Source organism: Pseudoalteromonas sp. NZS11 (genome assembly GCF_015864765.1).
Lineage (GTDB): Bacteria > Pseudomonadota > Gammaproteobacteria > Enterobacterales > Alteromonadaceae > Pseudoalteromonas > Pseudoalteromonas arctica.
Genome location: NZ_JADYWP010000006.1, coordinates 96,481 through 123,355 on the forward strand (window position 1 = coordinate 96,481; position 26,875 = coordinate 123,355).

Below are 26,875 nucleotides of genomic sequence, written 5' to 3' on the forward strand. Positions count from 1 at the left end.
AACGCCTTAATTATATAAATTATATCAACTAAATTTTTTATAATGAGGAAACTGCGGTGATTCAACAAAAAAATGCAGCCAATTACATGTCACTCATTCACACCTGTCTTTTAAGGCTATATAACGTTATTAATGTACAGTAATTCATTACATTACTATTTATACCAACTCGTAAAAATACTTAATCAATTTAAAGGATTACATCTGACGCTAACAGCGCCAAAAATGTCTGATATACGTCTGCATGGATCCAGGAGAGTGAGTAATGATGGAGCAATTGCCAAGAACAACTAAATAGTGAATTTCGCCCTGCTCTAACGTATTTTTTTATCGATAAATAGAGCTAATATAAGCAGATGGGTATTAATTTGAAAAAGCCGATTTAGCTCAGCTATAAAAAAGTGTAAGTTATTAAATTACAGGCACAAAAAAAGGAGCCATAGGCTCCTTTTTAATACTTATATGAAAAAGCTTAAGCGGCTAGGCCTTCTTTTGCTTTTTCTACAAGCGCTGCGAATGCAACTTGGTCATAAACAGCGATATCTGCAAGGATCTTACGATCGATTTCTACAGATGTCTTTTTAAGACCATTGATAAAACGGCTGTAAGACAGACCATTTTGACGTGAAGCAGCATTGATACGTGCAATCCATAATTGACGGAAAGTACGTTTCTTCGCACGACGGTCACGGTAAGCGTATTGACCCGCTTTAGTAACAGCCTGGAAAGCTACGCGGTAAACACGTGAACGTGCTCCGTAGTAACCTTTTGCTTGTTTTAAAACTTTTTTGTGACGTGCACGTGCGACAACGCCGCGTTTAACTCTTGCCATTTCTAAAAACCCCTATTAAGCGAACGGTAACATACGTGAAACTAGACCATGGTCATTTTTATGAACCATCATCTTAGGACGTAGGTGTAACTTACGCTTAGAAGTTTTCTTAGTCAGAATATGACGAAGATGCGCTTGTTTACGCTTGAAACCGCCAGAAGCAGTCTTTTTGAAACGCTTAGCAGCGCCACTGTGACTTTTTAGCTTATAAGCCATTGCAATAACTCCAAATTGTATTGCTTTTAAATTAGTAAGCAGGCGTGAGATATATTTCTATAGCTCCACTTTTAGGCCTAACTTACTGCCATGTTCCGGTGAAGACCCAGCATAAATGCCGCAATCTTACTTTAATACCGGTTAACTCAGGTGAATATTCGCATATTACTTGCAGACCTGAGCTAATTTCGGTGCGTATTATCGCTTAAAAATTATTTTTTAGCAACAGGCGCCATCATCATAACCATTTGGCGACCTTCAACACGATTTGGGAAAGACTCAACTACTGCAAGTTCTTCTAAATCGGCTTTGATACGGTTTAATAATTCTATACCAATTTCTTGGTGAGCCATTTCACGACCACGGAAGCGGATAGTAATCTTAGCTTTATCGCCAGCTTCTAAGAACTTACGTAAGTTGCGAAGCTTAACCTGATAATCACCTTCATCCGTACCAGGACGGAATTTGATTTCTTTTATCTGGATTTGCTTTTGCTTCTTCTTCTGCTCTTTTAGTTCTTTGCTTTTTTCAAAGATGAACTTACCGTAATCCATGATTCTACAAACAGGCGGCTCAGCGTTTGGACTGATCTCAACAAGATCAACACCCGCTGCATCGGCCATAGTTTGCGCGTCTTGTAATGACTGAATTCCAGCTTGTTCGCCTTCAATGTCAATTAAACGAACTTCTTGCGCTGTAATTTCTTCGTTAATACGATTTTTTTGAGCTGTTTGTTGCCCTTTCTTGCCGCCTCTAATAGTACGTTCCTCCAAGAATATCAATAATATAAGCGTGTAATTGGCTGTTTGTTAATGCCTTACACGCTCGATTTTTACTGTCGATTTTTAATTTCTTCGCTAATTTTAGCTACAAAATCATCGACATTAAATTTGCCTAGGTCTTCACCTGTGCGAGTACGCACTGCTACTTCTTGTTGTTCAACTTCTTTATCGCCAACAACAAGCAAGTATGGAATACGCTTCAGTGTATGCTCACGGATTTTAAAGCCAATCTTCTCATTTCTCAAGTCAGCAGCGGCTCTAATTCCAAGTTTATTTAATTTTTGTACTACTTCTTTAACATAAGGAGCCTGTTTATCGGTAATATTCATAATTACCACTTGCTTTGGCGCAAGCCACGTCGGGAATAAACCAGCGTACTCTTCAGTTAAAATGCCAATAAAGCGTTCAATAGAGCCTAAAATAGCACGATGTATCATTACAGGTGTACGACGTTCGTTATTTTCTGCTACATAAGTAGCGCCTAAACGACCCGGTAATGCAAAGTCTAATTGCACTGTACCACACTGCCACGCTCTGTCTAAACAATCGTATAAAGTAAATTCAATCTTCGGACCATAAAACGCGCCTTCACCCGGAAGATAATCAAATTCAATATCGTTTAGCTTAAGTGCTTCGGCTAAAGCAAGCTCTGCTTTATCCCACATATGGTCTTCACCAATGCGTTGTTCTGGGCGAGTAGATAGCTTAACTACAATCTTCTCAAATCCGAATGTTTCATATGTATCATAAACCATCTTAATACACGCTGAAACTTCGTCCATTATCTGCTCTTCGGTACAGAAAATGTGAGCATCATCTTGTGTAAAGCCACGTACACGCATTAAACCGTGTAGTGCACCTGATGGTTCATTACGATGACAACAACCAAATTCAGCCATACGAAGTGGTAAATCACGGTACGATTTTAAACCCTGGTTAAAGATCTGCACATGTCCTGGGCAGTTCATTGGTTTAATCGCGTATTCACGCTTTTCAGACTCAGTGGTAAACATTGCTTCTGAATATTTTTCCCAGTGACCTGATTTTTCCCAAAGTGAACGGTCCATCATCATTGGACCTTTTACTTCTTCGTACTCATATTCGCGTAACTTTTCACGTACAAATTCTTCAAGCTCGCGGTAAATGCTCCAACCATCGTTGTGCCAAAATACCATGCCTGGCGCTTCTTCTTGCCAATGCCATAAATCAAGCGCTTTACCAATACGGCGGTGATCGCGCTTTTCAGCTTCTTCAAGGCGTTTTAAATACGCTTTAAGTTGCTTTTTATCGCCCCACGCTGTGCCGTAAATGCGTTGTAGCATTTTGTTTTCTGAATCACCACGCCAATATGCACCCGCAACTTTCATTATTTTGAAGTTTTGGCAAAATTTCATGTTAGGAACGTGAGGTCCACGACACATGTCTACATATTCTTCGTGATGATATAACCCTGGGCGGTCATCTTTAGCGATGTTTTCGTCCAGAATTTCTATTTTGTATGTTTCGCCACGCGCTTCAAATGTATCGCGTGCTTCTTGCCAGCTTACTGTTTTTTTCACTACGTCGTAGTTGGTTTTTGCAAGTTGCAACATACGCTTTTCAATTGCTTCAAGATCATCTTGTGATAATGAATGTTCCATATCGATATCGTAGTAAAAACCGTTATCAATGGTAGGACCAATTGCCATTTTTGCGTCTGGGAAAAGTTGCTTAACTGCATGACCAATTAAGTGAGCACAAGAGTGACGAATGATTTCAAGGCCGTCATCGTCTTTAGCGGTAATGATCTCAAGACGAGAGTCTTCACTAATTAAATCACATGCATCAACACGGTCGCCATTAACACGACCCGCAATGGTCGCTTTAGCTAAACCAGGGCCAATATCGTTTGCAACATCAAGCGTGCTTACAGGGTTTTCAAAACTACGTTGACTTCCGTCTGGAAGAGTAATAACTGGCATTATAAATCCTTGCTACAGTGGTGACACCTACAATGTATCACGTGTATTTTTAATAAATTAAATGAGAATGACTCGACAACGCTTTTACGAATAAGCATTGACTAATAAATGTAGATGCAGAGTCTATTCAACTACAAAGATATATTGTCGCGTGCTGCGCATTTAATTACAAGTTTTAAGGGGTGAAATCCACCCGTTTTGAGCACAAAATGTAACTTTTAGAGCAAAAAAAATCATTTCATTAAAATATAAAAGCATCAACGCACTAATTACGCACCTACAACTATACCTACACTCGCATTTTAATGTGTGTTGCGTATAATACTGCGTAATTAAGTTATTTTAGAGAATAGACATGAGAACATGTGGTGTAGAAATTACCGGTAGTGATGTACTACTTTGTATTTTAAGTAAAGATAATGACGTATTTGATATTCGCGATGTGCGCCAAACACGCTTTACCTTAGGTAACGGTAACGACACTGAAGTAATGCGTAAATTTCAATTCGATTTTGCAAAACTAATGCAAGATTACCAAATTGATTCTGTTGCAATCCGTGAGCGTCAGCCTAAAGGTAAATTTGCTGGCAGCGCAAAGGGATTCAAAATGGAAACTGCGATTCAATTAATCGACAATTTAGACGTACGTTTATTTACCACAACTGAAATTAAAGAACAGGTAAAGCGTAATCCTATTCCTATTGATTTTGAAGAAACAGGTCTTAAAAAGTACCAAGAAAATGCATTTGTAAACGCTTACGTTTACATAATGAAAAAAACATACCGCAGCGACGAAATGTAAACTCATTACTCGTTTAAAAACGCGTACTTACATTGTAAGACGCGTTTTTTTGTATCTAAAAACATGATTAGATTTTATTAATCTAATAATACATTAGTCTAACTGCACTTCTCTTTGTCGACAATATGTGTTTATTTTAACTTTGTAGTTTACATAACTCACACACATTTTCATGGAGAGAGCAATGCACACACACACTATTGCGGTAAAAGAAGTAGAACAAATAAATCACTTACCGTTATCGCAAAGCTATTTTAAAGGTATACAAAGCACACCTTTAACAAATTCAACTATAGGCGAGTACTTTGACTTTATTGTCGACAAAAATCCAGAGGCGTTAGCTGTTGTAGTTCATCACCAGGGTATTCGCTTAACGTATAAAGAATTTCAAAAAGAAGTTAATCAACTTGCTATGGGGTTGCTGGCACTTGGCGTGAAAACAGGCGAGCGTGTTGGTATTTGGTCTCCTAATAATATTGAGTGGTGCTTAACCCAATTTGCAACCGCAAAAATTGGCGCAATAATGGTTTGCATCAACCCTGCATATCGCCCTAACGAATTACAATACGCCTTAAATAGTGTTGAATGCTCTACTCTAATCACAGCATCAAACTTCAAAGGCAGTGATTATTTAGAAATGCTCAATGGTTTGGTTCCAGAACTTGCAACTTGCGATAAAGACACACTTAATTTAAAAGCACTGCCCACTCTTAAAAATATAATCCGCATCGGCGATGAAGCATCTCCTGGTATGTACTCTTTTAACGATGTTATTAACTTGCCAGCACCGGCACATGAGCTTGAATTAAAAGCAATAGGTGCAAACTTAAATGCTGAGCAAGACATCAATATACAATTTACATCAGGCACAACAGGCAACCCAAAAGGCGCAACGCTCACTCATAAAAATATTTTAAATAATGCGCTATTCGTCGCCGAATCTATGCACTTTACGAGCGATGACAAGTTATGTATCCCTATCCCGTTATATCATTGCTTTGCAATGGTATTGGGTAGCTTATTGTGTGTTAGTAAAGGTGCAGCAGCCATTTACCCAGGCGATTCATTCGATGCAAAAACCACACTAGATGTAGTTCAACAAGAAGGATGTACAGCGCTGCACGGTGTACCTACTATGTTTATTAGTGAGCTTGAGCTAAGTAATTTTAACGATTATGACTTAAGTACTTTACGCACGGGTGTAATGGCAGGCTCTACATGCCCAGAGCAAGTAATGCGCAAAGTACAAACACAAATGAACATGCATCAAGTACTGATTGCTTACGGGCAAACGGAGTGCAGCCCCATAAACAACATTACCGAAACAGACTCTTCAATAGAGCGGCAAGTAACGACGGTTGGCCGCGCACTTGCCCATACCGAGGTTAAAATTATTGACGAGTTGGGTAACATTCAACAAATTGGTCAACCTGGCGAAGTGTGTAGTAAAGGTGCAGGTATAATGCGCTGCTATTGGAATGACGATGCTAAAACAAAAGCCACAATAGATGACAACGGTTGGCTACACTCTGGCGATTTAGGTGTAATGGATACAGAAGGGTTTGTCACTATTGTTGGCCGTATTAAAGATATGATTATTCGTGGCGGCGAAAACATTTACCCGCGCGAAATAGAAGAAGTGCTTTACACCTACCCGGGCATTCAAGATGCTGCCATATTTGGTATAACAGATGAAAGGTATGGCGAGGAAGTGTGCGCTTGGATCCAACCAAAAGAAGACGCTGTACTTGATGAGCAAGCAATTCGTGAGTTTTTAAAAGACAAACTAGCCTATTTTAAAATGCCACGACATATCCGTTTTGTAGAAAACTATCCAATGACAGTAACAGGTAAACTGCAAAAATTTAAAATGCGTGAGCAAATGCAAGAAGAGCTAAGCGACAAAGCCTTCTCCTAATTTTTCTCTACAAAAAATCTGAACTCTGAATAATAAATCTACCTCAAGTAACGATTAAAAAGCACAGCCAATTGGCTGTGCTTTTTGTATACTAAATTTATTATAAATCTAACATTCTCTTTTTTAAACGTTCTAAATCAATCGCACTCGAGCGCACTGTTAATTTAATATGGCTGTATTCATATTCTTCTTTAACAACACTCATACTCGATCGGATTTCGCCCACGATACCTTTGGCTGTGTACGGTATAACAATCTCTTCTTCAATCATGTCCTCTTGAGCAATGCCAATAATATATTTGTGCAATTTACTAATATCATCTGGATTACGCGTAGAGGTCATCATCGCATCAGGAAACTCATCCATTAGCGACTGCTGCTGCTCAGTACTTAATTGGTCTGACTTATTCAGTACTAATAATTTTTTGCTGCCTTCCACCCCAACTTCTGCCAGTACTTTATGTACTACTTCAAGTTGTGAACGAAAAGAAGGATCTGAAGCATCTACAACATACAACAATAACGATGCATCATGTGCCTCAGCGAGCGTTGAATGAAATGAAGCAACCAAATCATGAGGTAATTTTTTAATAAAACCAACCGTATCTGAAACCAATATACGAGGCTGCGTAATCGGATACAGCGCACGAACAGTGGTATCTAGCGTTGCAAAAAGTTTGTTTTCACCTTCTACATCACTACCTGTAATTGCGCGCATCATTGATGACTTGCCCGCATTGGTATAACCAATTAAAGCCACTGAGAATAGCTCAGAGCGCTGCGTACGTCTGTCCATCATTACATCTTGAACACTAACAAGTTCGCGCTTTAATTCTGCTAACTGATCGCGCACCTTACGGCGATTAAGCTCAAGTGTGGTTTCACCCGCACCTTTACCCATTTGGCGTTCTTTATCACCTGTTGATGTTTCACGAAGCCGTGGCGCTACATAATTAAGGCGAGCAATTTCAACTTGTAATTTTGCAGTTTTAGTACGCGCATGACGGCTAAATATTTCAATGATAATACCGGTGCGATCAAATACTTCTACACCAAGCTGGTTCTCAACATTACGTAGTTGAGAAGGCGTTAAATCACAGTCAAATACCACTACATCGGCACATGCAAAATCAAGTTCGTCTGATGGAATTTCTGAGGATATTTCTGTTAAAGGGTCTTCATCAAGTAAATCATCTTCTTGCTCGTTTTCAACCATCCCTTTATTGCCGGTAAGGTGTGCTATTTCAGCTAGTTTTCCTGAGCCCAGTACATTAACTTTTTGGGTAGAACTTTGCTTTTGCGATTGTGTACCTACTACTTTAAAGCCTAACGTAGTTACCAAACGAGCAAGCTCTGCAAGCGATTCTGTTGCTTCGTCACCTTTAAATTGTGGTGTACTAATAGAAATAAGTAACGCATTAGGAAGTGATGGTTTTGCAGTTAGTTGCATAATTTTTTGTCTTAATGCACCTAAAGTGCAAACCTAATTTTCATTCGAAAGTAACTTGATCCTACGCTGTTATAGCCCAGCTTTATAGGGTTATAGTTCACTAATGGCGTTAATATTTAAAACTAACCATAATATACTCAATTTTATGGCTAGTTTTAAAATCACATTATATTAAAGCCTTATTGTTCAGCTTTAATATTAAACGACACCCTGCTCAATCATTGCATCGGCGACGCGCTTAAAGCCTGCAATGTTAGCGCCTAATAAAAGGTTTCCAGGCTCACCAAATTCTGTAGCAGTGTCGTTGGCGGTAACAAATATATTTTTCATAATTTGTTTTAGCTTTTCGTCAACTTCTTCAAAGGTCCAACTTTGCATACTCGCATTTTGCGCCATTTCTAATTGGCTTGTTGCAACGCCGCCGGCATTGGCGGCCTTACCTGGCCCATACGCAATTTTTGCAGCAATAAAGCAATCAATAGCCTCTTTTGTTGAAGGCATGTTTGCGCCTTCACTTACTAATAAACAACCGCCGGATAATAATGCGTTAGCGTCTGCCTGTGTTAATTCATTTTGTGTGGCGCACGGAAAAGCAGCGGCAGCATTAAAGCGCCAAACAGCATGCCCATCTTTAGGGTAGTCAATTGCAGAAATATAAATAGCATCGGGGTGAGTTTTTTTATATACGCTCAAGCAATCACGCGATTGCTCTTTCAAACATTTAATAAGATTTAAATCTATACCCGACTCATGATACACAGTGCCACGAGAGTCGCTGCAACTTACTGGTGTTGCCCCCATTTGATAAAGCTTTTCCATAGCATAAATAGCAACATTACCTGCGCCCGAGACCAAGCAGCGCTTACCTTGTAGGCTATCGCCGCGCGCTTGCAGCATGTAGTCAGCAAAATAAACAGCGCCGTATCCCGTGGCTTCTTTTCGTACAAGCGATCCACCCCACAATAAGCTTTTACCTGTTAAAACACCTTCATAGCGCCCAGTCAAACGCTTATATTGACCAAACAAGTAACCTATTTCTCTCGCCCCTACTCCAATGTCTCCAGCGGGTACGTCGGTTGTAGGGCCAATATGGCGATAGAGCTCGCTCATAAATGATTGGCAAAAACGCATTATTTCAGCATCTGAGCGCCCTTTTGGATCAAAGTTTGCCCCGCCTTTACCACCACCGATCGGTAAACCTGTTAAAGCATTTTTAAATATTTGCTCAAACCCTAAAAATTTAATTATGCTGGCATTCACACTTGGATGAAAACGTAAGCCACCTTTATAGGGGCCAAGTGCAGAGTTAAACTCAATTCTGTAGCCTTTATTTACCTGAATATTGCCTTCGTCATCAACCCAGGGAACTCTAAACATAATTTGGCGTTCGGGCTCAACTAAGCGTTGTATAATGGCATTTTTTTTGTATTTTTCTGAGTTTTCTAAGATAGGTTCGAGTGATTCAAGTACTTCTTCAACAGCTTGATAAAACTCGCATTGTGCAGGACTACTATTTTTTAATTGTGCGATTGTGCTATGGATATAATTCATAATTATTCTTCCGTGTTAATAATAAAAAGTATTTATCAGATGTTAAAGTAAACGTGATCAAGTTTATGATTCATGCTTTAAAGTCTTAATTTAATATAATTAACTATTACCTTAGCATGAAAAATTGAGATATTTAACGCGTGCTGCGTGAATTATTTTTGATTGGAAGTTTGATTTTTATGTATTAAAGATGAATTTAAATTCACAGATTTAAAATTAGAACAGTGCCAAGCGAGTTTTTATATTTTCAAAAGGGAATTTTAGAAGTATTAGGTTAGGTATGGGTTTGTTTAAAAATATAACAATTAATGGGTTTTATACTGCATTGCGCTCGCAAAAAACCCACTAACTAAAAGCTAATTAGCTAAAACCAGTTACTCAGCAGACTCTTCTGGACGGTGCTGCTTTTGTACGCCGGTTAAAAACAAACGTAATATTTGATCGTTACAAACACGGTAATGTTTGTTATCTACTTTACGAGAAAATGCGCTTAACTCATGTTTACTTAAATCAAAATCAACAAGTGCAAGTGTTTCTATAACATCTTCTGCTTTCATATTTAAAGCAATACGTAGCTTCATAAAGATAATATTGTTGTTTAGCTTTTTCTCTGGCTCTGGTTGCTCACCTTCGCGTTTGCCACGTTGGGTATTAATAAACCCATTTAAAAAGCTAGCAAACTCAGTATCACTTATTGGGGTAAAAGCCTCTTCACCTTCTTTAGTTAACCATGCAATTACTTGCTCTTTGGTGACCGTATGCTCTGCTGATGCAAAAACATTGACCATAGCAGTATCAGTTAAGTTAAAAGTGTAGCGAATGCGGCGTAAAATATCGTTATTAGTCAAAGTAAATCCCAAAGTGAGGTATAGCAACCAAGCAGTTATTGCTTAATTTTAAATAAGCACCTAGTTTAACAGGTTTACTAATACCACCCTATTAATTTTTATCTGAGCTTCTTATACCTAGTTACCAAGCACCTTGGCAGGATCTACGCGCGTTGCTTGCCATGCAGGATAAATAGTGGCAAGTATCGCAAGCACAAACGTAACAATCACTGTAATACCAATGTCTTCAAGTACTAATTTACTTGGTAAAAACTCTATAAAATAAACGCCCTCAAGTGGATTGGCTCCAAATAATTGGCTTATCCACGTAAAAAGCTCACTTATATTAAGCGCTAATACCACACCAATTAGTGTTCCTAGTGCCACGCCTACAAATGCTTGCATTAAGCCTTGCATTACAAAGGTGGCTAAAATAGTACTGTCTTTCGCGCCCATGGTTTTTAAAATTGCGATATTGCCTTGTTTTTCGCGTACTTCCATTACCAAGGAGGACACAATATTAAAACTGGCTACCGCTATAATTAAAAACACCACAATATAAACAATGGTACGTACCATTTGAATATCTTGATAAAGGCTGCCTTGGGTTCTGAACCAACTGGAAACATACACGTAGTCGTCAATAGTTTGGCCCACTTTTAGCGCTATTTGGTGCGCCGAAAACACATCATCAACACTTAACCGCAGCCCTGTTACTTGAGTTTCATCGTAACCCAATGTTTGCTGCGCTTTATTAAGATGTATAAATGCAGCTGTACTATCAATGGGGCCTCCCATTTCTATAACACCTGCAAGGTTAAGTGTTACGCGTTTAGGCGCTAATAATGACTGACCTTTTTGGCCTATTTGCGGAATAAGTAACGTAATGTTGTCGCCTACTTTTGCATCTAACTGTTTTACTATTTGCTTACCTAAAATTACATCGTCAAGGCCTAACTGGCTGACCAATTTACCACTGGTAAACTGGTTTACCGCCGATACATTACTCTCTAGCGATGGCTCAACACCTCGAATTTCTATCGCTTTTAGCTGGCTTTTATATTGCGCCATCCCATTCACTGCAATAAATGGCGCAGCCCCTGTTACATGCAGTTGTGTTTGTAAATCCTCAACTTTTTGCGACCAATTCGCGATGGGTCTACTTGGTGCTACATATTCCACCTGCGGCACAACGCTTAGCAATCTATGTACTAGTTGTTGCTCAAAACCATTAATTACCGACAGCGCCACAATTAAAACCGCGACACCTAATAAAATACCAATAGTCGACGCTTTAGCGATAAAACTAACAAAGCCGTTTTTTTCATCTTTGTGGCCTGAATAGGCTCTAAAACGTTTACTTAAAAATGCACTAAGCAACATGCTGCGACTCTTTAATAGCTAGTTTTCCATCGTCTAAATAAGCTATTTTGCCCAGCTTATCGGCAAGTTCTAAATCGTGTGTAACTACCACAAAACTGGTGTTTAAGCTTTGGTTAAGCTCATTTATTAAATCGTAAATTTTAATTGCATTTTGTTTATCTAAATTACCGGTTGGTTCATCAGCAAGCACAAGCGCAGGTTTAGTAACCAGCGCGCGGGCAATAGCCACGCGTTGGCGCTCTCCACCAGAAAGCGCAGACGGTTTATGCGAGCTGCGATGTGCAAGGCCTACTTTTTCGAGCATATTGAGCGCTTGAGCTTTGGCTTCTTTTGCACTCAAGCCTTTAATTAATAATGGCATAGCCACGTTTTCAACTGCGCTAAACTCCATTAATAAGTGATGAAATTGATAGATAAAGCCCAAATTTTTGTTTCTAAATGCGGCTTGCTCTGTTCGCGAAAGTTTTGCAACTTCTTGGTTTTTAATTTTAGCGCTACCTGAGCTTGCGGTATCTAATGTGCCAAGTATGTGCAAAAGCGTACTTTTACCAGAGCCAGAACTCCCCACAATAGCGAGCATTTCACCTTGCTGAAGCGCTAAATCAACGCCTTTTAATACTTCAACTTGGTTGCTGCCATCTTGATAAACCTTACTTAAATTTTCACAACTAATTACTAAATCATTCATAACGTAATACCTCTGCTGGTTTTACTTTTGCGGCTTTACGCGCAGGATATAAGGTAGCTAAAAAGCTCATAGCAATACTGGCAAACGCTATTATTACTAAACTCAAAATATCAAATTTTACCGGAAGCTCTATACCCGCCAATAAGTTTAAGCCCATTAATGCAAGTAGCTCATTTATATATAAACTAAATATTACACCTAAAAATGCGCCTATTGCGGTACCAATTACGCCATTATATAAGCCTTGCACCATAAACACTTTTTGCACTTGCGAAGGCGTCAAACCTAACGTTTGTAGTATGGCTACCTCGCCTTGTTTTTCGCTTACCATCATGGTTAAAGCCGATACAATATTAAATACAGCCACCAATACAATGAGGGCAAGCAACATAGACATAATGCGCTTTTCCATAGCAACGGCTGCAAATAGAGTACCTTGGGTGCTGCGCCAATCACTATAATTATGATCTTGTAAAATACGTTGGCTTGCTTCAATAAATTCATCTAGTTCGAAAGGTTCGTGCAATGAAACACTTAAATTTGGGGCGGTGTTTTTATCCAGCTTTAATACCCGTTGTAGTGAAGCGCCACTCGTAAACGCAAGTGCCATATCTATCTCAGATCCGGTTTCGTATATTGCGGCAACTTTAAATAAACGCTGGCTGGGTACTCGCCCAAGAGGTGTATATGTTGAAGCATTAGGCATAATAACGCGAAGCTTATCACCCACGCTAACGCCTAATTTACGACTCAAATAACGGCTTATAGCAATGTTGTAATTTTTGTTTAATACAGTTTTCCAATCGCCTTGCACTATTTTATCGGTAATTTTATACAAAGAACCACTATCGTTATAAAGGCCTTGTAGTAAAACACCGTGCAAGTCTTTATTTGTTTGCAAAATAGCTTCGCCGTGGCGATATAAGCTTACATGATCAACATAAGGAGATTGTTCGAGGTCGGTTTTTAGGGTGTTCATTTGGGTGGCAGTGTGTTTACCTGCGCTAACTTCAACATGCGGAATAAGTCCAAGCATATTGGTTTTCAGGCTATTTTCAAACCCGTTCATTACACTGCTTACCGTAAATAATGCCATTAAACCAATAGCGATACCGGCAATAGAAAAAAACGAAATAAACGATATAAACGCATTTCCTTTAGATGAGCGACTATATCTAAGCCCTATAAATAAGCTAACCGGTTGAAACATATTATTTTTAACACTTATCATAAAAGTATTGAGCAATAGTAGCACGAAAAAAGTGCCTTTGGGTATGGCGTAAAATGTAAGAAATAATTTAAAAATCTGATACTTGGCTATATTTACAGCAATATGTATTTAACCATTAACTCGCGGTTAAGCTTTAAGCCCGTTGACTAAATAATCGAGCAATACCCGTACATTAGTAGCCACAAACTGCCTTGGTGGATATACGCCCCATACTCCTTCTTGCTGTGGTTGATAGGGTGTTAAAATAGGCACCAATTGCCCGGAGTTAATTTCGTTTTCAATGTAGTAGTCTGGGAGCTGTACAATACCGAGCCCCTTTTTTGCGCCATCCACCAGCGCCCAACCACTATTACACTGTAGCCGCCCCGCAATTTTAATGTGTTTATCGCGCCCATTTTCGTTTACGCGCCAGTAGCTACTATTCCCAATTAAACATTCATGGCTGTTTAGCTCGCCTAAAGTATGCGGCTCACCAAATCGAGTTAAATACTGTGGTGCCGCGCACATAATAAACCGCCGCGCACTTAACCTACGCGCTTTTAAGCTCGAATCTTTTAAATGCCCTAGCCTTATGGCTAAATCAAATCCGCCCTCTAATAAGTTTTCTTGTTCGTTACTTAGTGTGGCAACAACTTCGACCTCGGGATGATCCTTCATAAAGTTATGCACTATGGGCATAATAAAGCTCTCTCCGTACATAACTGGTGCTGTGAGCTTTATTTTACCTTTAGGTCTGCTTTGTTGCTGAGCAAGGCCTTGAGTTGCTTCATCCATAGCATGTTGTAAGTGCTTTATTTGATGTAAGTACACTTCGCCTTCTTTGGTTAAAACCACTTTACGGGTTGTACGAGTTAATAGTTGTGTATTTAAACGTTGCTCAAGCGCTGTTACATGGCGGCTAATATGCGCAACCGAAAGCCCAAGCGTTTTTGCAGCCGCAGTAAAGCTGCCCTCCTCCCCTACAGCTATAAACTCATCTATTCCATTCCAACGCGCCATTATTACCATACTGTAAAAGTGTTTTAATAAAATTGAGATTATCATTATTTGAGAAACAAATACAATAAGCACATCACCCAAGCAAATTGGGTCTACAATTATTTTTTAATAGCCAGTTAAAGGAAATAAAACACATGTCTGAATTTATTAAATCAAAAGCTGCCATTGCTTGGGGTCCTAATCAACCACTTAGTGTTGAAGAAGTTGATGTGATGATGCCTAAAAAAGGCGAAGTAATGGTAAAAATTACCGCTACAGGTGTATGTCACACCGATGCATTTACATTATCAGGCCAAGATCCTGAGGGCATCTTTCCTGCTATTTTAGGTCACGAAGGCGCTGGTGTTGTCTATGCAGTTGGCGAAGGCGTAACGAGTGTTGAAGTTGGGGATCATGTTATTCCTTTATACACTGCAGAATGTGGCGTATGTAAAATGTGTACTTCAGGTAAAACTAACCTGTGCTCAGCCGTGCGCGAAACACAAGGTAAAGGCCTAATGCCAGACGGCACTACACGCTTTTTTAAAGATGGCCAACCAATTTATCACTACATGGGGACATCAACGTTCTCTGAGTACACTGTATTGCCAGAAATTTCACTCGCTAAAGTAAATAAAGAAGCATCACTAGAAGAGATTTGCTTACTCGGCTGTGGTGTAACAACAGGCATGGGCGCAGTTACCAACACAGCTAAAGTAAAGCCTGGCGACACTGTTGCTATATTTGGCTTAGGCGGTATTGGTTTGTCTGCGATTATTGGCGCAAAAATGGCCGGTGCTGGTCGTATTATTGGTGTTGATATAAACACCACTAAATTCGATTTAGCTACAAAACTAGGTGCAACTGATTTAATTAACCCAAAAGATTTCGACAAGCCAATTCAAGAAGTTATTGTTGAAATGACAGACGGCGGCGTTGACTACTCGTTTGAATGTATCGGTAATGTTGACGTAATGCGCTCAGCGCTTGAGTGTTGCCACAAAGGTTGGGGAGAGTCAGTAATTATTGGGGTGGCGGGTGCAGGCCAAGAAATATCAACCCGCCCGTTTCAACTAGTAACTGGGCGTGTATGGCGTGGTAGTGCATTTGGTGGCGTTAAAGGCCGTTCACAACTTCCTGAAATTGTTGAGCGTTACATGGCGGGTGAATTTGCTCTTAGCGACTTTATTACTCACACAATGGGCCTTGAAGATATTAATGAAGCATTTGATTTAATGCACGAAGGCAAAAGTATTCGTACAGTCATTCATTACTAATAAACTGCATTCGTAAAATAGCTTATTAATAAGCCGTAATACTTTTAAGTTTACGGCTTTTAAGGATTAAGTATGTTAGAAAATATCTCAAGTGTAAAAGTGTCTGGCGGTTGGCATAAACAATATACTCACAGCTCGCAAAGTACACATAGCACTATGCGCTTTGCCGTATTTTTACCACCTGGCGCAAGTGAGACAAACAAAGTACCGGTACTTTATTGGCTATCAGGTTTAACCTGTACAGACGAAAATTTTATGCAAAAAGCCGGCGCATTTAAAAAAGCAGCTGAGCTGGGTATTGCTATTGTAGCGCCTGACACTAGCCCGCGCGGCGAAAACGTCCCCAATGAAGACAGCTACGACTTTGCACAAGGCGCAGGCTTTTACGTAAATGCCACGCAAGCTCCTTACAACACTCATTTTAATATGTACGATTATGTTGTTAGTGAATTACCAGCACTTATTGAACAACATTTTCCGATTACAAGCACAAAAGCAATTAGTGGTCACTCTATGGGCGGGCACGGTGCATTAATGGTTGCACTTAAAAACCCGACTGCGTTTGTAAGTGCCTCGGCTTTTAGCCCTATTGTAAATCCGATTGAATGCCCTTGGGGTGTAAAAGCATTTACTGGCTATTTAGGAAATGATAAGGCGCTTTGGGCACAATATGATAGCTGCGAGCTGATGAAAAACGCAGAGCAAGCTCATTACTTACCCATGTTAGTGAGTCAAGGTGATGCAGATGGCTTTTTACAAGAGCAACTTAAGCCAGAGAACTTAGTCGCTATTGCTGATAAAAAAGGCTACCCGCTTACACTTGAAATGCAAGCAGGCTACGATCATAGCTACTTTTTTATAAGCAGCTTTATTGACCAACACTTATTATTTCATCATCAGTTTTTAACTGCATAGGCTCATTAGTGTGTAGGGATGACTTTTCTAACTCTACACACTCTTTCAATACTTTACTCACTTGCCTGCATACTTGTACAGTATTGTTATTGCCCTTACCTTTAATAAATTCAACTATAGCCATATCGGCTTCAACACCGAGTTTAGTAAAGCTAAAGCCCTCTTTATCTTTTACAACAGGCCCCGCATTTACTGGGCCAGGTTGAGAGCGCGCTGCCCCATCTAAAATTATACCCGCAGCAGCGCAACCAATTAATACATTTGAAAATAGAATAATCAAAAAAGTACGCATTATTAACCCCACCAATATAATTACCTAAATTATATACAATTTTAAAAATAGCATTGTAAATAAATGTAAGCCTTAGTGCTTAAATTCACGTATGAACTCTTTAATAAAACCAATTAATTGCAATATAAATATAATTAAAAAAGGAAGCGCTCCAATAATAGCAACGCTTCTGTTTAATGGTTCATTGTTTTGTACTAACAAAACAAAAGCGCATAAACCTAGTGCAAACGACCAAGCATACAAGCTCCATGTTTGATCTTCACTTGCACCACTTAATTGGCGAATAACCAAAACAGCAGAGTCTGCTGATGTGGCTACAAAAATGAGTAGAAGTAATAAACTTGACCAAATTAATAGACCGCCTTGCCAGCCTAATTGCTCGAAAAATACAAACAGCCCTTGCGTATAATCGGCTTTAATAGCATCTAAAATGCCTGCATTGTGAGTTTGATCCCACGCAATTGCAGAGCCCGAAAACACACTAAACCATATAATAGTCACAAAGGTTGGTACAAATACGACACCTAAAATGTATTGCCAAACCGGCCGTCCTTGGCTAATTTTTGCCAAAAACACACCAACAAACGGGCCCCAAGCTAACCACCAAAAATAGTAATTGTATGTCCAACCTGTTGCCCATGCTGGGTCATTAAGTACGCTTTCAAACTGCCATGTACCTGTGGTTATGAGCTGAATGTAATCCCATGTACCGCCTATTGCTATATCTATAATTGGCTGTATAGGCACAAAAATTAATAGCCATGCTATAAGTGCAAATGCTAAAAACACATTAAATTTACTAAGAGTTTGAATTCCTTTTTTAAGCCCCAACTTTGCAGAAGTAGTATAAAGCAGCGCAATTAAAAAAATAATAATAAACCCCGAAAGTAAAGCCGATTCAACCCCTAGCTCAAGCTCGAGCCCTTTACGCAGTAATAAAGTTGAATTAGCAATTGTGCCCACTACACCAAAAAATATTGCAAGTATGGCAATTAATTTAATGCTAAAGCTCAGCTGTAACTGCCTAGCCCGATTAATAACGCCTTTAGTTGCACTGATCACAGGCGCACTAATATCGCCCGCTTTACCACTATTACGAGTAAGCCCACCTAATAACAAGCCAAATACTGCATAGAGCGCCCATGCATGCGCGCCCCAATTAACTAAGGTAAGCGCCAAACCACTTGTTTGGTGGTTGGGATACAAGCTTTGCTTTAAAGGCGAGTTAACCGTGTGTAGTGCAGGCTCTGCTACTCCCCAAAATATAAGTCCTGAGCCCATCCCTGCTGCAAACAACATAGAAAGCCAACCAAAGGTACTAAACTCAACAAGTGCTTGCGCTCCTCCTATTTTTCGTTGCCCTAATGGGCTTATAGCAATAGCTATCACAGAAAAAAGTAACAAGTTTACCAATATAAAAAATGGCGACCCTAAATAACCTAAAATTTTATTAATAGCGGGTTGTAAGTCCTCTGTGAGTAATTCAGGAAATAAAAAAGCAATAACAGATAACCCAACGCAAAATAGTAAGGCTGTTTTTTCAAGCTTAGTGGGTGTGCTTAATGTTCCATTTAAAGGCAAGAGATTCACATAGGTGTCTTTTAGTCTGGATAAAAGAATACGAGGCTTTAAAACTCAGATCAAATTAACTATTGCGTAAAATAGTAATAAAAACATGTAAAAGTTTCTTCAATAATTCTTATTAAATGCAGATATAAAAAATAAGCCATTGATTATTAATCATTTATACCATGGCTTGCTGTTTGCTTATTATTAACAAAATTAACCAGCACAGGCTCAATAATGGAAATTGATTTACAGTGGAATGAAATCATCGATAATTTAATACATTTAGGTATTGCTTACCTACTTGCACTACCCATGGCATACGACAGAGAGCGTAGTCATGATGGCGCAGGGCTTAGAACCTTTCCGCTAGTTGCGGTAGCATCATGCGGGTATGCACTTATTGCTATGTCGGTTTTAGATGGTGCAGAAGCTCAATCTAAAATGTTGCAAGGTATAATTACTGGTATTGGTTTTATTGGCGGTGGCGCAATTTTAAAAAATAACCGTACTACCTCAGGCACTGCAACCGCAGCCAGTATTTGGAATATGGGCTTAATTGGTATAGCTGTAGCCTATAGCCGTTACGAAATAGCCATTTTACTTGCCATTATTAATTTTATAACGCTTAGGTATGTAAAAAAGTTTAAGTGATAGTTTTTTAATAAGTATTGCAGCAAAATTTCAATGCATTGTTTGAATAGCCAATACTTATTAATACGATAACTCCCCATAATTTATATGTGGGGAGTTACATTTTTATAAAAAACTTTCACCGCTTTGCTTAAGTGTAATTGTTTGTGCTTGAGCGCTTTTTATTAATAATCCACAACGTAAATCATTTTTCGAAATAACAATTTTATCAATTGTATTAGTGTCATAGTCAACGACTTTGTTTTCGCATCTAAGTTGCACTTTGCTCAGTGGTAATTCTGATTGTAATTTAACCTCAGACTTCGACATCATAGGCATTACAGCTTGCTCTGAAGCTAAACTAAATTGTTGTTCAATATCTCCCGAGTTTTTATAAATATCGTTCACTTGGGTTAACAACTGTTCCTTATTTTGATCTGTAAAAGTTATAGATTCAATATTGCCTAGTGCATCTATTGCATCATAGGCTCGTACATAATCCTGTTTTGATATAAACCACTGTAAAGCATTTTTAATCACACGTTTTTGAATTTGATCAGGTAGGTTACCTCTAAATAAGAACGCTTCGTAGATATGCTGATCAAAGCTCTTCCAATCTTGCACAAAATAACTGTGCTGGCTTTTAAGCCACGAAAGTAAAACAATTTCAACCGTATTTTTGGTATGTTCACTTTCTAGTTCATCAATAAGACTTTTAGCTTCATCGTATTTCTTTTCATCGATTAATTTACTAGCTTGCTCATAATCATTAAAAAAGCCACGCGATGCCTTATCGTTTGAAAACCCAACATGTAAATTTTGTGAACTTACAGTAATAGTTTTTGCTACAGGTATAGTCTCACCATTTAATTTTGCGCTTTTGTAATTTAGTTTAGATACGTAATCCATTACTTCTCTTTGGTACTTTTTTTGCCCGACCGTAGCTACAATTTCTATATCACTAACCTGCCCGCTTTTATCGACCACGTAACTGCTTAAGTTAATCCCCTCTAACCTCGAAGCGCGCGAGGAAGTATTAGTGAGCTGATCGTAGTTTTTATTAATCACTTCTGCAGGAACAAAGTCGTCTGCAAAAGCAGGGAGTTGAGTAAAAGCAGAAGTTAAAGAAAGCGCTAATATGAGTTTTTTCATCGGTTTTATCCATCCTAGATAGTGTTTATATAATAGAAACAAATGATCAACATAAAAGCAAGTGTAAACACAAAAAATAAGTTCAATTAATAAGCTAAATTTGGGCCATAACAAAAATAATCTAATAGCTACATATATTTTAGGCATTAAAAAAGGCGCTTAAAAAGCGCCTTGCTAACAAGTATGTGTGCTTAAAACATATCTTGGTAGGAATTTGTTGTGCTAAATGTAATTGCTTTTTCAAAGCCAGGTAACTTAATACTTTGCTCGTCTATTACAATGTCATTGTCATCAATAAGTCCGTCGCCAAAGCGGTAAATTAGCTCATACTGGCCTAAATCAGCTTGCGTTTGGTACGTTTGTTGAGCGGCTTTAATTGCTACATTTTTTTGAGCGTAACTAGTAATAACGTCATCGCCATGGCGCTTAGAGAGCATTTGCATTGTCACTTTTGGTGAAAGTACTATTGCTGTTGCATTGTTACCGCCAAAGCCTTTTGAATTTATAAAAGCTATATCCATTTCACTGCATTCGTAATGGCTATTACGAATATCAAGATGATCGGTGTAAACATCATCAGCCACTTTATCAATTGTGGTAATACCAGGCATAATGTTGTGACTAAATACACCGAGAGCTATCGCTAATTGGTCGCCACTTGCAGGAGCTATAGTATGACCAACATAAGCTTTAGGCGCTGTCACTTTCCAATTATCAATAGCGAACGTTTGTGCTACTTTGTGATATATCAGCGACTCTGTTACGCGGTTTAACGGTGTACTTGAGCCATGCGCTAAAATAAAGCTACGTTCTTGCAAAGCTTCTTTGCCTAAAAGGCTCGTTGCTAAAGCAGCCGATTTAGCCATGGTAATGTAGTTACCAGGACCAGGTGACGTAATTGATTTTTTTATGCCATCTGCATTTACAAATACATCCGGCACAGAGCCCATTATGTCAGCGCCTAATTCAAGGGCTAATGCATCGTCCATTAAAATAGCAACTTGTGCGCCTTCACCTAATGTAAAGCCACAGTTATCCCCAAACGGGCGACTGCTTTTACGATAATCTGGTTCTTCATCATGTGATAAGTTATCTAAACGACGCAAACCTTCAACGTTTGCAAGTGCGCTCATGTTACCAAAGCCTTCAATCACTTCTGGTGTAATAGCACACTCAACACTTGCGACAACCGCAACGCGTGTCCGCCCTGCTTGTATGTCGTTTACTGCTGCACGTAAGTTGTATAAAAACGTAGCACAGGCGCCCGAGGTCGAAAACGTAGTTCCCACATTGCCCGTAACATACGCGTTAATAAAATCGGTAGACATTGTATTTAAGCCCAGTGCTAACTGCTTAGTGCTAACACGGTCGCCTTGTTGGCGCGCCTTTACTAAACCGCCTAGGCCTTTGTCGTCCATTTGGCCAATTACCGATGCTGAATAGGTACCAATTTTATCTGGCTCTACGCTATTCATAATGTGTTGCCAATCAAGCCCTGTTGATTTAATAGCATCGGTAGCTGCAAAAATAGTCGCTTGCAAACCACGAGGCTGATAGCGGCTGTTATACATAACAGACGGATCAAATCCAGTCGGAAATTGCCCTGCAGATTTAATTGGATTATCACGTGTTGAGTCATGCTTAACATCTAAGTCGGCTGCAATAGTTACTTTCACTTTTTTGCCTTCAAGTTCTTCAACTTGCCAGCTAGCTGGAACAGGTACCGGTAAGTCGCGAGCGCGAGTTTCAAACACAATAGCGTTATCGCTTGATGCGTTTAGCGTCATTTTTTGCTGCCACGGTGTGGCATCTGCATCAAAGTGTTCTTTTTCAATTTTACGAATAAGTGTACCGGCAATAATTTGCTCACCAAAGCGTGCTTCTATGTCGCTTTGCTCAACATTATTACCTTGTGTATCTTGTAATTGGCCGTTTACAACGCTTACTAGATTCATCAATGTGGCGAGGCCTAAAAATGTTTCACTGCGATCTTTAGCGTTTAAACTATCTAACACGATACGGCGATAACCTTGATGAAAAGAAGTACGGCCAGCGGCGTTAATGCCACCCATGCCTACTATAACGGGTAATGCAGTCATAATTTACCTTTAAAAAACGTGTTATAAGATGAACACGCAGTTTAAATGGATTACGTACCATACATTGTGCTTTAATAGCCAAATATTCAGCACAAAAGGCCAAAACGTACTGGTCGGAGCATTTATATGACTGAAAAAAACACTAATCCACCATTAAACATTGCTATAGCGGTTTATCCGCATTTATTAGTGACTAGTTTAACGCTGCCTATTGAGATGTTAAGAGCCGGCGAGGCCTTTGCTAAAGGCCATCTTGATAAGCAAAGCTTTAGACCGCTTGCTATAAATTTAGTGGCTAAAAATGCTGAATTTATACCCACTCGCGCAGGCCTTGCGATAATTCCTGATTGCATAACAACTAACGCCCCCTACAGTGATTTAATTATAGTGCCCGGAATTTGGCGAAACCCGCGCCCTGTAGTGCGTACAAATCAAGGCGTAGTTGATTGGCTAAGCGAGAGCTTTAGCGCAGGCAGCCATATAATTGGTGTAGGCACTGGCAACTGCTTAGTAGCTGAGGCTGGCTTACTTGATGGGCACCCTGCTACAACCCATTGGCACTACGCCAATCAATTTAGCCACGACTACCCGTTAGTGCGTTTAAAACCCGACTTTTTTATAACCCAGTCAGAACGCATGTACACCGTAGCAAGCCTTAATGCCCTTGCAGATGTGATCGTACATATTATTAGTCAGTACTATGGAAAAGCCGCCGCTCAACATGTAGAGCGAAACTTTTCGCACGAAATACGTAAACCCTACGAAGATCAACGCTACTTAGAAGGTGCAGTTGACCGTCATCCCGACGAGCTAATTGCGCAAATTCAGTTTTGGCTAAAAACAAATTTAGCCACCGAGTTAAACCTGCAAGAAGTCGCTGCCCAATTTAGCTTGAGCTACCGTACTTTTACCCGCCGTTTTAGAGCCGCCACTAATCAAAGCCCTATTGAGTATTGGCAACAATTACGCGTAGAGGGTGCGAAGGAGTTATTAGCATCATCAAATTTATCAATTCAAGAAGTGGCTTTAGAAGTGGGATATAACGACCAAGGGCATTTAACACGCGTGTTTAAAAAAGTATTAAGCCAAACACCCAGTGGTTACAGAAAAGTAGTTAGACGCAAGTTATTTGGATAGTCGATATTTAATAGTACTAGTACTTGTTTCAATAACACTAAAAAAACGCCACTTTTAGTGGCGTTCTGTGTCGTTAAATTCTTTTCGATAATAGCGTTTTTGATAGTTTTTTACTTTAGTGTGTACGCCTTTGCTTAAGCTTTTAAATTTAGCCTCGAGTACGTCTACACCGTATAAAATACCGACCACCAGCACCGAGAGCTTTATTGCAGCGCCAAGGTTTTCGGTCGCTATCATAACGCCTATTGATGCAAGCACCCAGATGGTTGCAGCAGAAGTTACACCCACTACCGCACCATCTTTTGCGAGCATAACACCAGCCCCTAAAAAGCCAATACCTGTAATTATTTGCCCAACTACACGAGAATGATCTATTACATCCCCTTGTAAATTAAACGCGGTCGATAAAAACAAATACGTACCCAAGGTTATTAACGCAGAGGTACGAATACCTACAGGTTTGCCGCGCAATTGGCGCTCTATACCAATAATGGCACCGCAAAAAGCTGCAGTACCAATAGCTGCCCACGAATACGGGGCTACATCAATTAAATCTAAAAAATTCACGGTTAACCTTATATTTTATTAGCTATAGCCACCGCCGTTCGTAAACGTTGGCTACCAAACGCTGACATTTTACTAAAATCACTTCGTGCAATAGGTACATACTGGCAATCTATTGCGAGCTGTTTATCGTTACCGGGCTCACAAAACGGATCGTGAACATACACGCAATGCTCATCAAGGTGCGTAACACACACCCAATGTGGTGATTTTTTACCATCAAAACTATATGTGCTAATTAATAACAGCACACTAAAGCCTTTACTTAACCACTGCTCAATATGCTCAAGCTCTACATCTTTATGTGTAAGCGGTATATTTGCTTGTGCAATACCATCTACAAATTGTTGATGCACGGTGGCAAGTACCACTTTTTTGTTTTCGTTGCGTACGCCATCTAAAAACAAAGGCTCGGTGGTATTAACCATTACTTCGCTTTTAAAACCACGCTTATGAGCGGCAAGTGCCAAACCAAACGGATGGCAACCACCATGACCCGATGTCATAAAAATGGTGGTACCTTCACGCCAAAGTGCTAGCTCATGTGATTGGCTAAGCTCAGTAGTTGGCTCAAGTGCCCCCATTGCCATTAATAGTGCAGCAGGTCCGCACGTAAACTCGGTAGTTTGCTGATACCACGGCGTTAAACGCGCCACTTTTAACTCACTCGTTTGTCGAATGTTTTTTTGCATTCGTAGTGCGTCACTGTGGTCATCGTAATAATCGCTGTATTGACCAAACACTCTGTAACCCAAGCTTTTATAAAGCCCAATCGCACCTTCGTTATTTACAGCCACTTCTAAACGAAGGTAAATACGAGCCCGCTCACACGTTTCTTTTTCTAGGCTAGTAAGCAGTGCTTTTGCAATCCCCTTACCTTGCATTGTGGGTTTTACAGCAAGCGAATATAAACGCGCTAAACGCGTGCCTTTATGGCACCACACTAGCCCATAGCCGCATATTTGCTCGTCGTCTTCAGCAACGAGTAAAATACCGTGTTTTGCACTTAGCCAGCGCTTTAAACTACGCGGGCTTAATTTATCGTTATTAAAGCAGGCGTTTTCAACGTCAATAAGTGCGTTTAAATCACTGCTAAGCGCCTTTCGAATAACAAGGTTGCTCATGTTATTACCCACGGCCTCGTGCTTCTAAACGTTGTTTAAACTCATCCATAATGATCATGTATAGCTCGTCGCCTAAATAGCCGTCTTCTACTTTGTGATCAATACTTGGGTTGTCGTTTACTTCAAGCACGTATGCTTTGCCTTGATGCTCTTTAACATCAACGCCATATAAACCCCTACCCACTGTTTTACATGCTTTTAATGCAGCATCTAACACCGCTTTTGGTAGCTCAAAGGTTGGCAGAGTTTCAAAACCACCTGAGAAAAACCGTTTAGCGTCGTGGTTATAAATTTGCCAATGGTTACGCGCCATTAAATAACGACATGCATAAATAGCACGGCCATTTAACACACCCACTCGCCAATCGTATTCGGTATACATGTACTCTTGCGCGAGCACTAATGCGCTAAATTCAAACAACTCTGTAAGCTTAGCTTCAAGCTCATCGCGGTTTGACACTTTATAAACACCTTTTGAAAAAGACCCTTCAGGCATTTTTAAAACAAGCGGATACGTAAACGCTTCTTCTAGCTGCTCAAGCGTTTCACTTGATTGATCAGCCACTACAACCGTTTTTAAACTTGGCACTTTTTGGTAATTAAACGCATCGTGTAAATACACTTTATTACAACAACGTAAAATAGACTCAGCATCGTCAATAACCACTAAACCAAGGCTTTGCGCTTTGCTTGCAAGGCGATACGTTGGATGGTCAATCGCTGTAGTTTGGCGAATAAATAACGCATCAAACTGGGCTATGTTATCAATTTCGTCAAAGCTTAATGCTTGTGCATTAATGCCGTGTTTAGCCGCGGCTTTAATAAAACGTGCAATGGCGTCTTTATCACTCGGCGGTACTTTTTCGTTATGATCAACAAGTATTGCCATGTCCCATCTAAAACGACGTTGTACCGAACTAATACGCCACTGCGTTTTAGTAAAGTTATCTAGCTTGGCTACAAATTCGCTGTACTGTTGCTCGCTTAAAGACGACATCGAGCCTTGTTGTAATAAGCCTTGCTCATCAACAAATAAAATAGGCGCTGGGTATTGTTTAAATACCGACTTTGCTGCTTTTGATTGTAAATCATTTTGGGCATTGCCAAAGTAAAGTGTGCCATCTATTTGGCCCACATTTAACATAGGTGCTTGGCCACTACGAAGAGCATTAATGGTTTTTACACTGGGTAAAACTTGGTGCTTGCGCGCCTCAGCAAGTAACGAGCAATAGTAACCTTTGCTCAAGTATTGGCTTGAGTCGCACAGATTAATAATGCGTGTTTTTGGTTCGTTATGTTTTGGGTAATCACGTAAGTAGGTATTAAACGTAATTACATTTTCGAACGATTGAGCAAGCGTTTGCTCGTTGTTATCAACCACAATTAAGGTTTTAAACACGACTTTTCCTAGTTAAGTCAAAATATAAAAAGCATGCTTAGTAAAATACTAAGCATTATAAATAGAAACACCCATCGTACTAAGTGGGCATTGCGCGA

At 39.7% G+C, this 26,875-nt stretch carries 24 protein-coding genes; 6 read left to right on the forward strand and 18 right to left on the reverse strand.

What is annotated here, in order from left to right; genetic code table 11:
* Positions 1–472: 472 nt before the first annotated feature.
* The 4 genes from rplT to thrS all read right to left on the reverse strand — a co-directional run bounded on the left by rplT (position 473) and on the right by thrS (position 3,791).
* Complete coding sequence (gene rplT, locus I6E82_RS13855) at positions 473–832, reverse strand: 50S ribosomal protein L20 (protein ID WP_002960711.1); 360 nt, start codon at positions 830–832, stop codon at positions 473–475.
* Positions 833–847: 15 nt separating this feature from the next.
* Complete coding sequence (gene rpmI / locus I6E82_RS13860; protein ID WP_002960713.1) at positions 848–1,048, reverse strand: 50S ribosomal protein L35; 201 nt, start codon at positions 1,046–1,048, stop codon at positions 848–850.
* A 212-nt stretch (positions 1,049–1,260) separates the two neighbouring features.
* The gene (gene infC / locus I6E82_RS13865; protein WP_002960714.1) at positions 1,261–1,821 is read right to left on the reverse strand and encodes a translation initiation factor IF-3; all 561 of its coding nucleotides are present in this window, start codon (positions 1,819–1,821) and stop codon (positions 1,261–1,263) included.
* Positions 1,822–1,880: 59 nt separating this feature from the next.
* Positions 1,881–3,791 carry a threonine--tRNA ligase gene (thrS, locus tag I6E82_RS13870; RefSeq protein WP_007582683.1) on the reverse strand — a complete coding sequence of 637 codons (1,911 nt, stop codon included), beginning with the start codon at positions 3,789–3,791 and terminating at the stop codon, positions 1,881–1,883.
* A gap of 355 nt (positions 3,792–4,146) precedes the next feature.
* On the opposite strand from thrS, the gene I6E82_RS13875 reads away from it, so the two are divergent.
* Both I6E82_RS13875 and I6E82_RS13880 read left to right on the forward strand, forming a co-directional pair.
* Positions 4,147–4,593, forward strand: coding sequence for a DUF3010 family protein (locus I6E82_RS13875; RefSeq protein ID WP_007582681.1), 447 nt, complete (start codon positions 4,147–4,149; stop codon positions 4,591–4,593).
* Positions 4,594–4,777: 184 nt separating this feature from the next.
* Positions 4,778–6,511, forward strand: a complete 1,734-nt coding sequence (locus tag I6E82_RS13880; protein WP_197118120.1) for an AMP-binding protein — start codon at positions 4,778–4,780, stop codon at positions 6,509–6,511.
* Between the two features lie 100 nt (positions 6,512–6,611).
* Here I6E82_RS13880 and hflX read toward each other — a convergent pair whose 3' ends face one another.
* The 7 genes from hflX to I6E82_RS13915 all read right to left on the reverse strand — a co-directional run bounded on the left by hflX (position 6,612) and on the right by I6E82_RS13915 (position 14,640).
* Complete coding sequence (gene hflX, locus I6E82_RS13885) at positions 6,612–7,961, reverse strand: GTPase HflX (protein ID WP_024592374.1); 1,350 nt, start codon at positions 7,959–7,961, stop codon at positions 6,612–6,614.
* Positions 7,962–8,159: 198 nt separating this feature from the next.
* A complete protein-coding gene (gdhA, locus tag I6E82_RS13890; protein WP_197118121.1) occupies positions 8,160–9,512 on the reverse strand; it encodes an NADP-specific glutamate dehydrogenase in 1,353 nt (450 codons plus the stop codon).
* A gap of 374 nt (positions 9,513–9,886) precedes the next feature.
* Positions 9,887–10,360 (reverse strand): DUF1456 family protein, encoded by a 474-nt coding sequence (locus tag I6E82_RS13895; RefSeq protein ID WP_197118122.1) that lies wholly within the window; start codon positions 10,358–10,360, stop codon positions 9,887–9,889.
* Positions 10,361–10,477: 117 nt separating this feature from the next.
* Complete coding sequence (locus I6E82_RS13900; protein ID WP_197118123.1) at positions 10,478–11,722, reverse strand: lipoprotein-releasing ABC transporter permease subunit; 1,245 nt, start codon at positions 11,720–11,722, stop codon at positions 10,478–10,480.
* Positions 11,712–12,410 (reverse strand): lipoprotein-releasing ABC transporter ATP-binding protein LolD, encoded by a 699-nt coding sequence (lolD, locus tag I6E82_RS13905; protein ID WP_197118124.1) that lies wholly within the window; start codon positions 12,408–12,410, stop codon positions 11,712–11,714. The genes I6E82_RS13900 and lolD overlap by 11 nt, the downstream gene beginning before the upstream one ends.
* A complete protein-coding gene (locus tag I6E82_RS13910) occupies positions 12,403–13,620 on the reverse strand; it encodes a lipoprotein-releasing ABC transporter permease subunit (protein ID WP_197118125.1) in 1,218 nt (405 codons plus the stop codon). Before I6E82_RS13910 ends, lolD begins: the two co-directional genes overlap by 8 nt.
* A 147-nt stretch (positions 13,621–13,767) precedes the next feature.
* Positions 13,768–14,640 carry a LysR family transcriptional regulator gene (locus I6E82_RS13915; RefSeq protein ID WP_197118126.1) on the reverse strand — a complete coding sequence of 291 codons (873 nt, stop codon included), beginning with the start codon at positions 14,638–14,640 and terminating at the stop codon, positions 13,768–13,770.
* Between the two features lie 134 nt (positions 14,641–14,774).
* Between I6E82_RS13915 and I6E82_RS13920 the strand changes: the two genes are divergently transcribed.
* Together I6E82_RS13920 and fghA are read left to right on the forward strand one after the other, a co-directional pair.
* Positions 14,775–15,896: an S-(hydroxymethyl)glutathione dehydrogenase/class III alcohol dehydrogenase gene (locus I6E82_RS13920; protein WP_007375333.1), complete on the forward strand. Its 1,122-nt coding sequence runs from the start codon at positions 14,775–14,777 to the stop codon at positions 15,894–15,896.
* Positions 15,897–15,968: 72 nt separating this feature from the next.
* Positions 15,969–16,811 carry an S-formylglutathione hydrolase gene (gene fghA, locus I6E82_RS13925; RefSeq protein WP_121954832.1) on the forward strand — a complete coding sequence of 281 codons (843 nt, stop codon included), beginning with the start codon at positions 15,969–15,971 and terminating at the stop codon, positions 16,809–16,811.
* Here fghA and I6E82_RS13930 read toward each other — a convergent pair.
* A complete protein-coding gene (locus I6E82_RS13930; protein ID WP_024607503.1) occupies positions 16,765–17,103 on the reverse strand; it encodes a hypothetical protein in 339 nt (112 codons plus the stop codon). The genes fghA and I6E82_RS13930 overlap by 47 nt on opposite strands.
* A 72-nt stretch (positions 17,104–17,175) precedes the next feature.
* On the reverse strand, positions 17,176–18,693 hold the full coding sequence (locus I6E82_RS13935) for a BCCT family transporter (RefSeq protein WP_331459161.1): 1,518 nt from the start codon (positions 18,691–18,693) through the stop codon (positions 17,176–17,178).
* Positions 18,694–18,906: 213 nt separating this feature from the next.
* Here I6E82_RS13935 and I6E82_RS13940 point away from each other — a divergent pair, with 213 nt between their 5' ends.
* Positions 18,907–19,323 carry an MgtC/SapB family protein gene (locus I6E82_RS13940; protein ID WP_024600286.1) on the forward strand — a complete coding sequence of 139 codons (417 nt, stop codon included), beginning with the start codon at positions 18,907–18,909 and terminating at the stop codon, positions 19,321–19,323.
* 105 nt (positions 19,324–19,428) lie between these two features.
* Here the strand turns inward: I6E82_RS13940 and I6E82_RS13945 are convergent, their stop codons facing one another.
* Positions 19,429–20,454, reverse strand: a complete 1,026-nt coding sequence (locus I6E82_RS13945; RefSeq protein WP_197118127.1) for an energy transducer TonB — start codon at positions 20,452–20,454, stop codon at positions 19,429–19,431.
* A 191-nt stretch (positions 20,455–20,645) separates the two neighbouring features.
* Positions 20,646–22,553 (reverse strand): beta-ketoacyl synthase, encoded by a 1,908-nt coding sequence (locus I6E82_RS13950; protein WP_197118128.1) that lies wholly within the window; start codon positions 22,551–22,553, stop codon positions 20,646–20,648.
* Between the two features lie 126 nt (positions 22,554–22,679).
* On the opposite strand from I6E82_RS13950, the gene I6E82_RS13955 reads away from it, so the two are divergent.
* On the forward strand, positions 22,680–23,690 hold the full coding sequence (locus I6E82_RS13955) for a GlxA family transcriptional regulator (RefSeq protein WP_101217300.1): 1,011 nt from the start codon (positions 22,680–22,682) through the stop codon (positions 23,688–23,690).
* Positions 23,691–23,744: 54 nt separating this feature from the next.
* On the opposite strand, the gene I6E82_RS13960 is transcribed toward I6E82_RS13955, so the two are convergent.
* The 3 genes from I6E82_RS13960 to I6E82_RS13970 are packed head-to-tail and all read right to left on the reverse strand — an operon-like array spanning position 23,745 to position 26,777.
* Positions 23,745–24,257, reverse strand: a complete 513-nt coding sequence (locus I6E82_RS13960; RefSeq protein ID WP_138586145.1) for an MgtC/SapB family protein — start codon at positions 24,255–24,257, stop codon at positions 23,745–23,747.
* Between the two features lie 8 nt (positions 24,258–24,265).
* The gene (locus I6E82_RS13965) at positions 24,266–25,378 is read right to left on the reverse strand and encodes a GNAT family N-acetyltransferase/peptidase C39 family protein (RefSeq protein ID WP_197118129.1); all 1,113 of its coding nucleotides are present in this window, start codon (positions 25,376–25,378) and stop codon (positions 24,266–24,268) included.
* Positions 25,379–25,382: 4 nt separating this feature from the next.
* Positions 25,383–26,777 (reverse strand): RimK family protein, encoded by a 1,395-nt coding sequence (locus I6E82_RS13970; RefSeq protein ID WP_197101990.1) that lies wholly within the window; start codon positions 26,775–26,777, stop codon positions 25,383–25,385.
* Between the last annotated feature and the right edge of the window lie 98 nt (positions 26,778–26,875).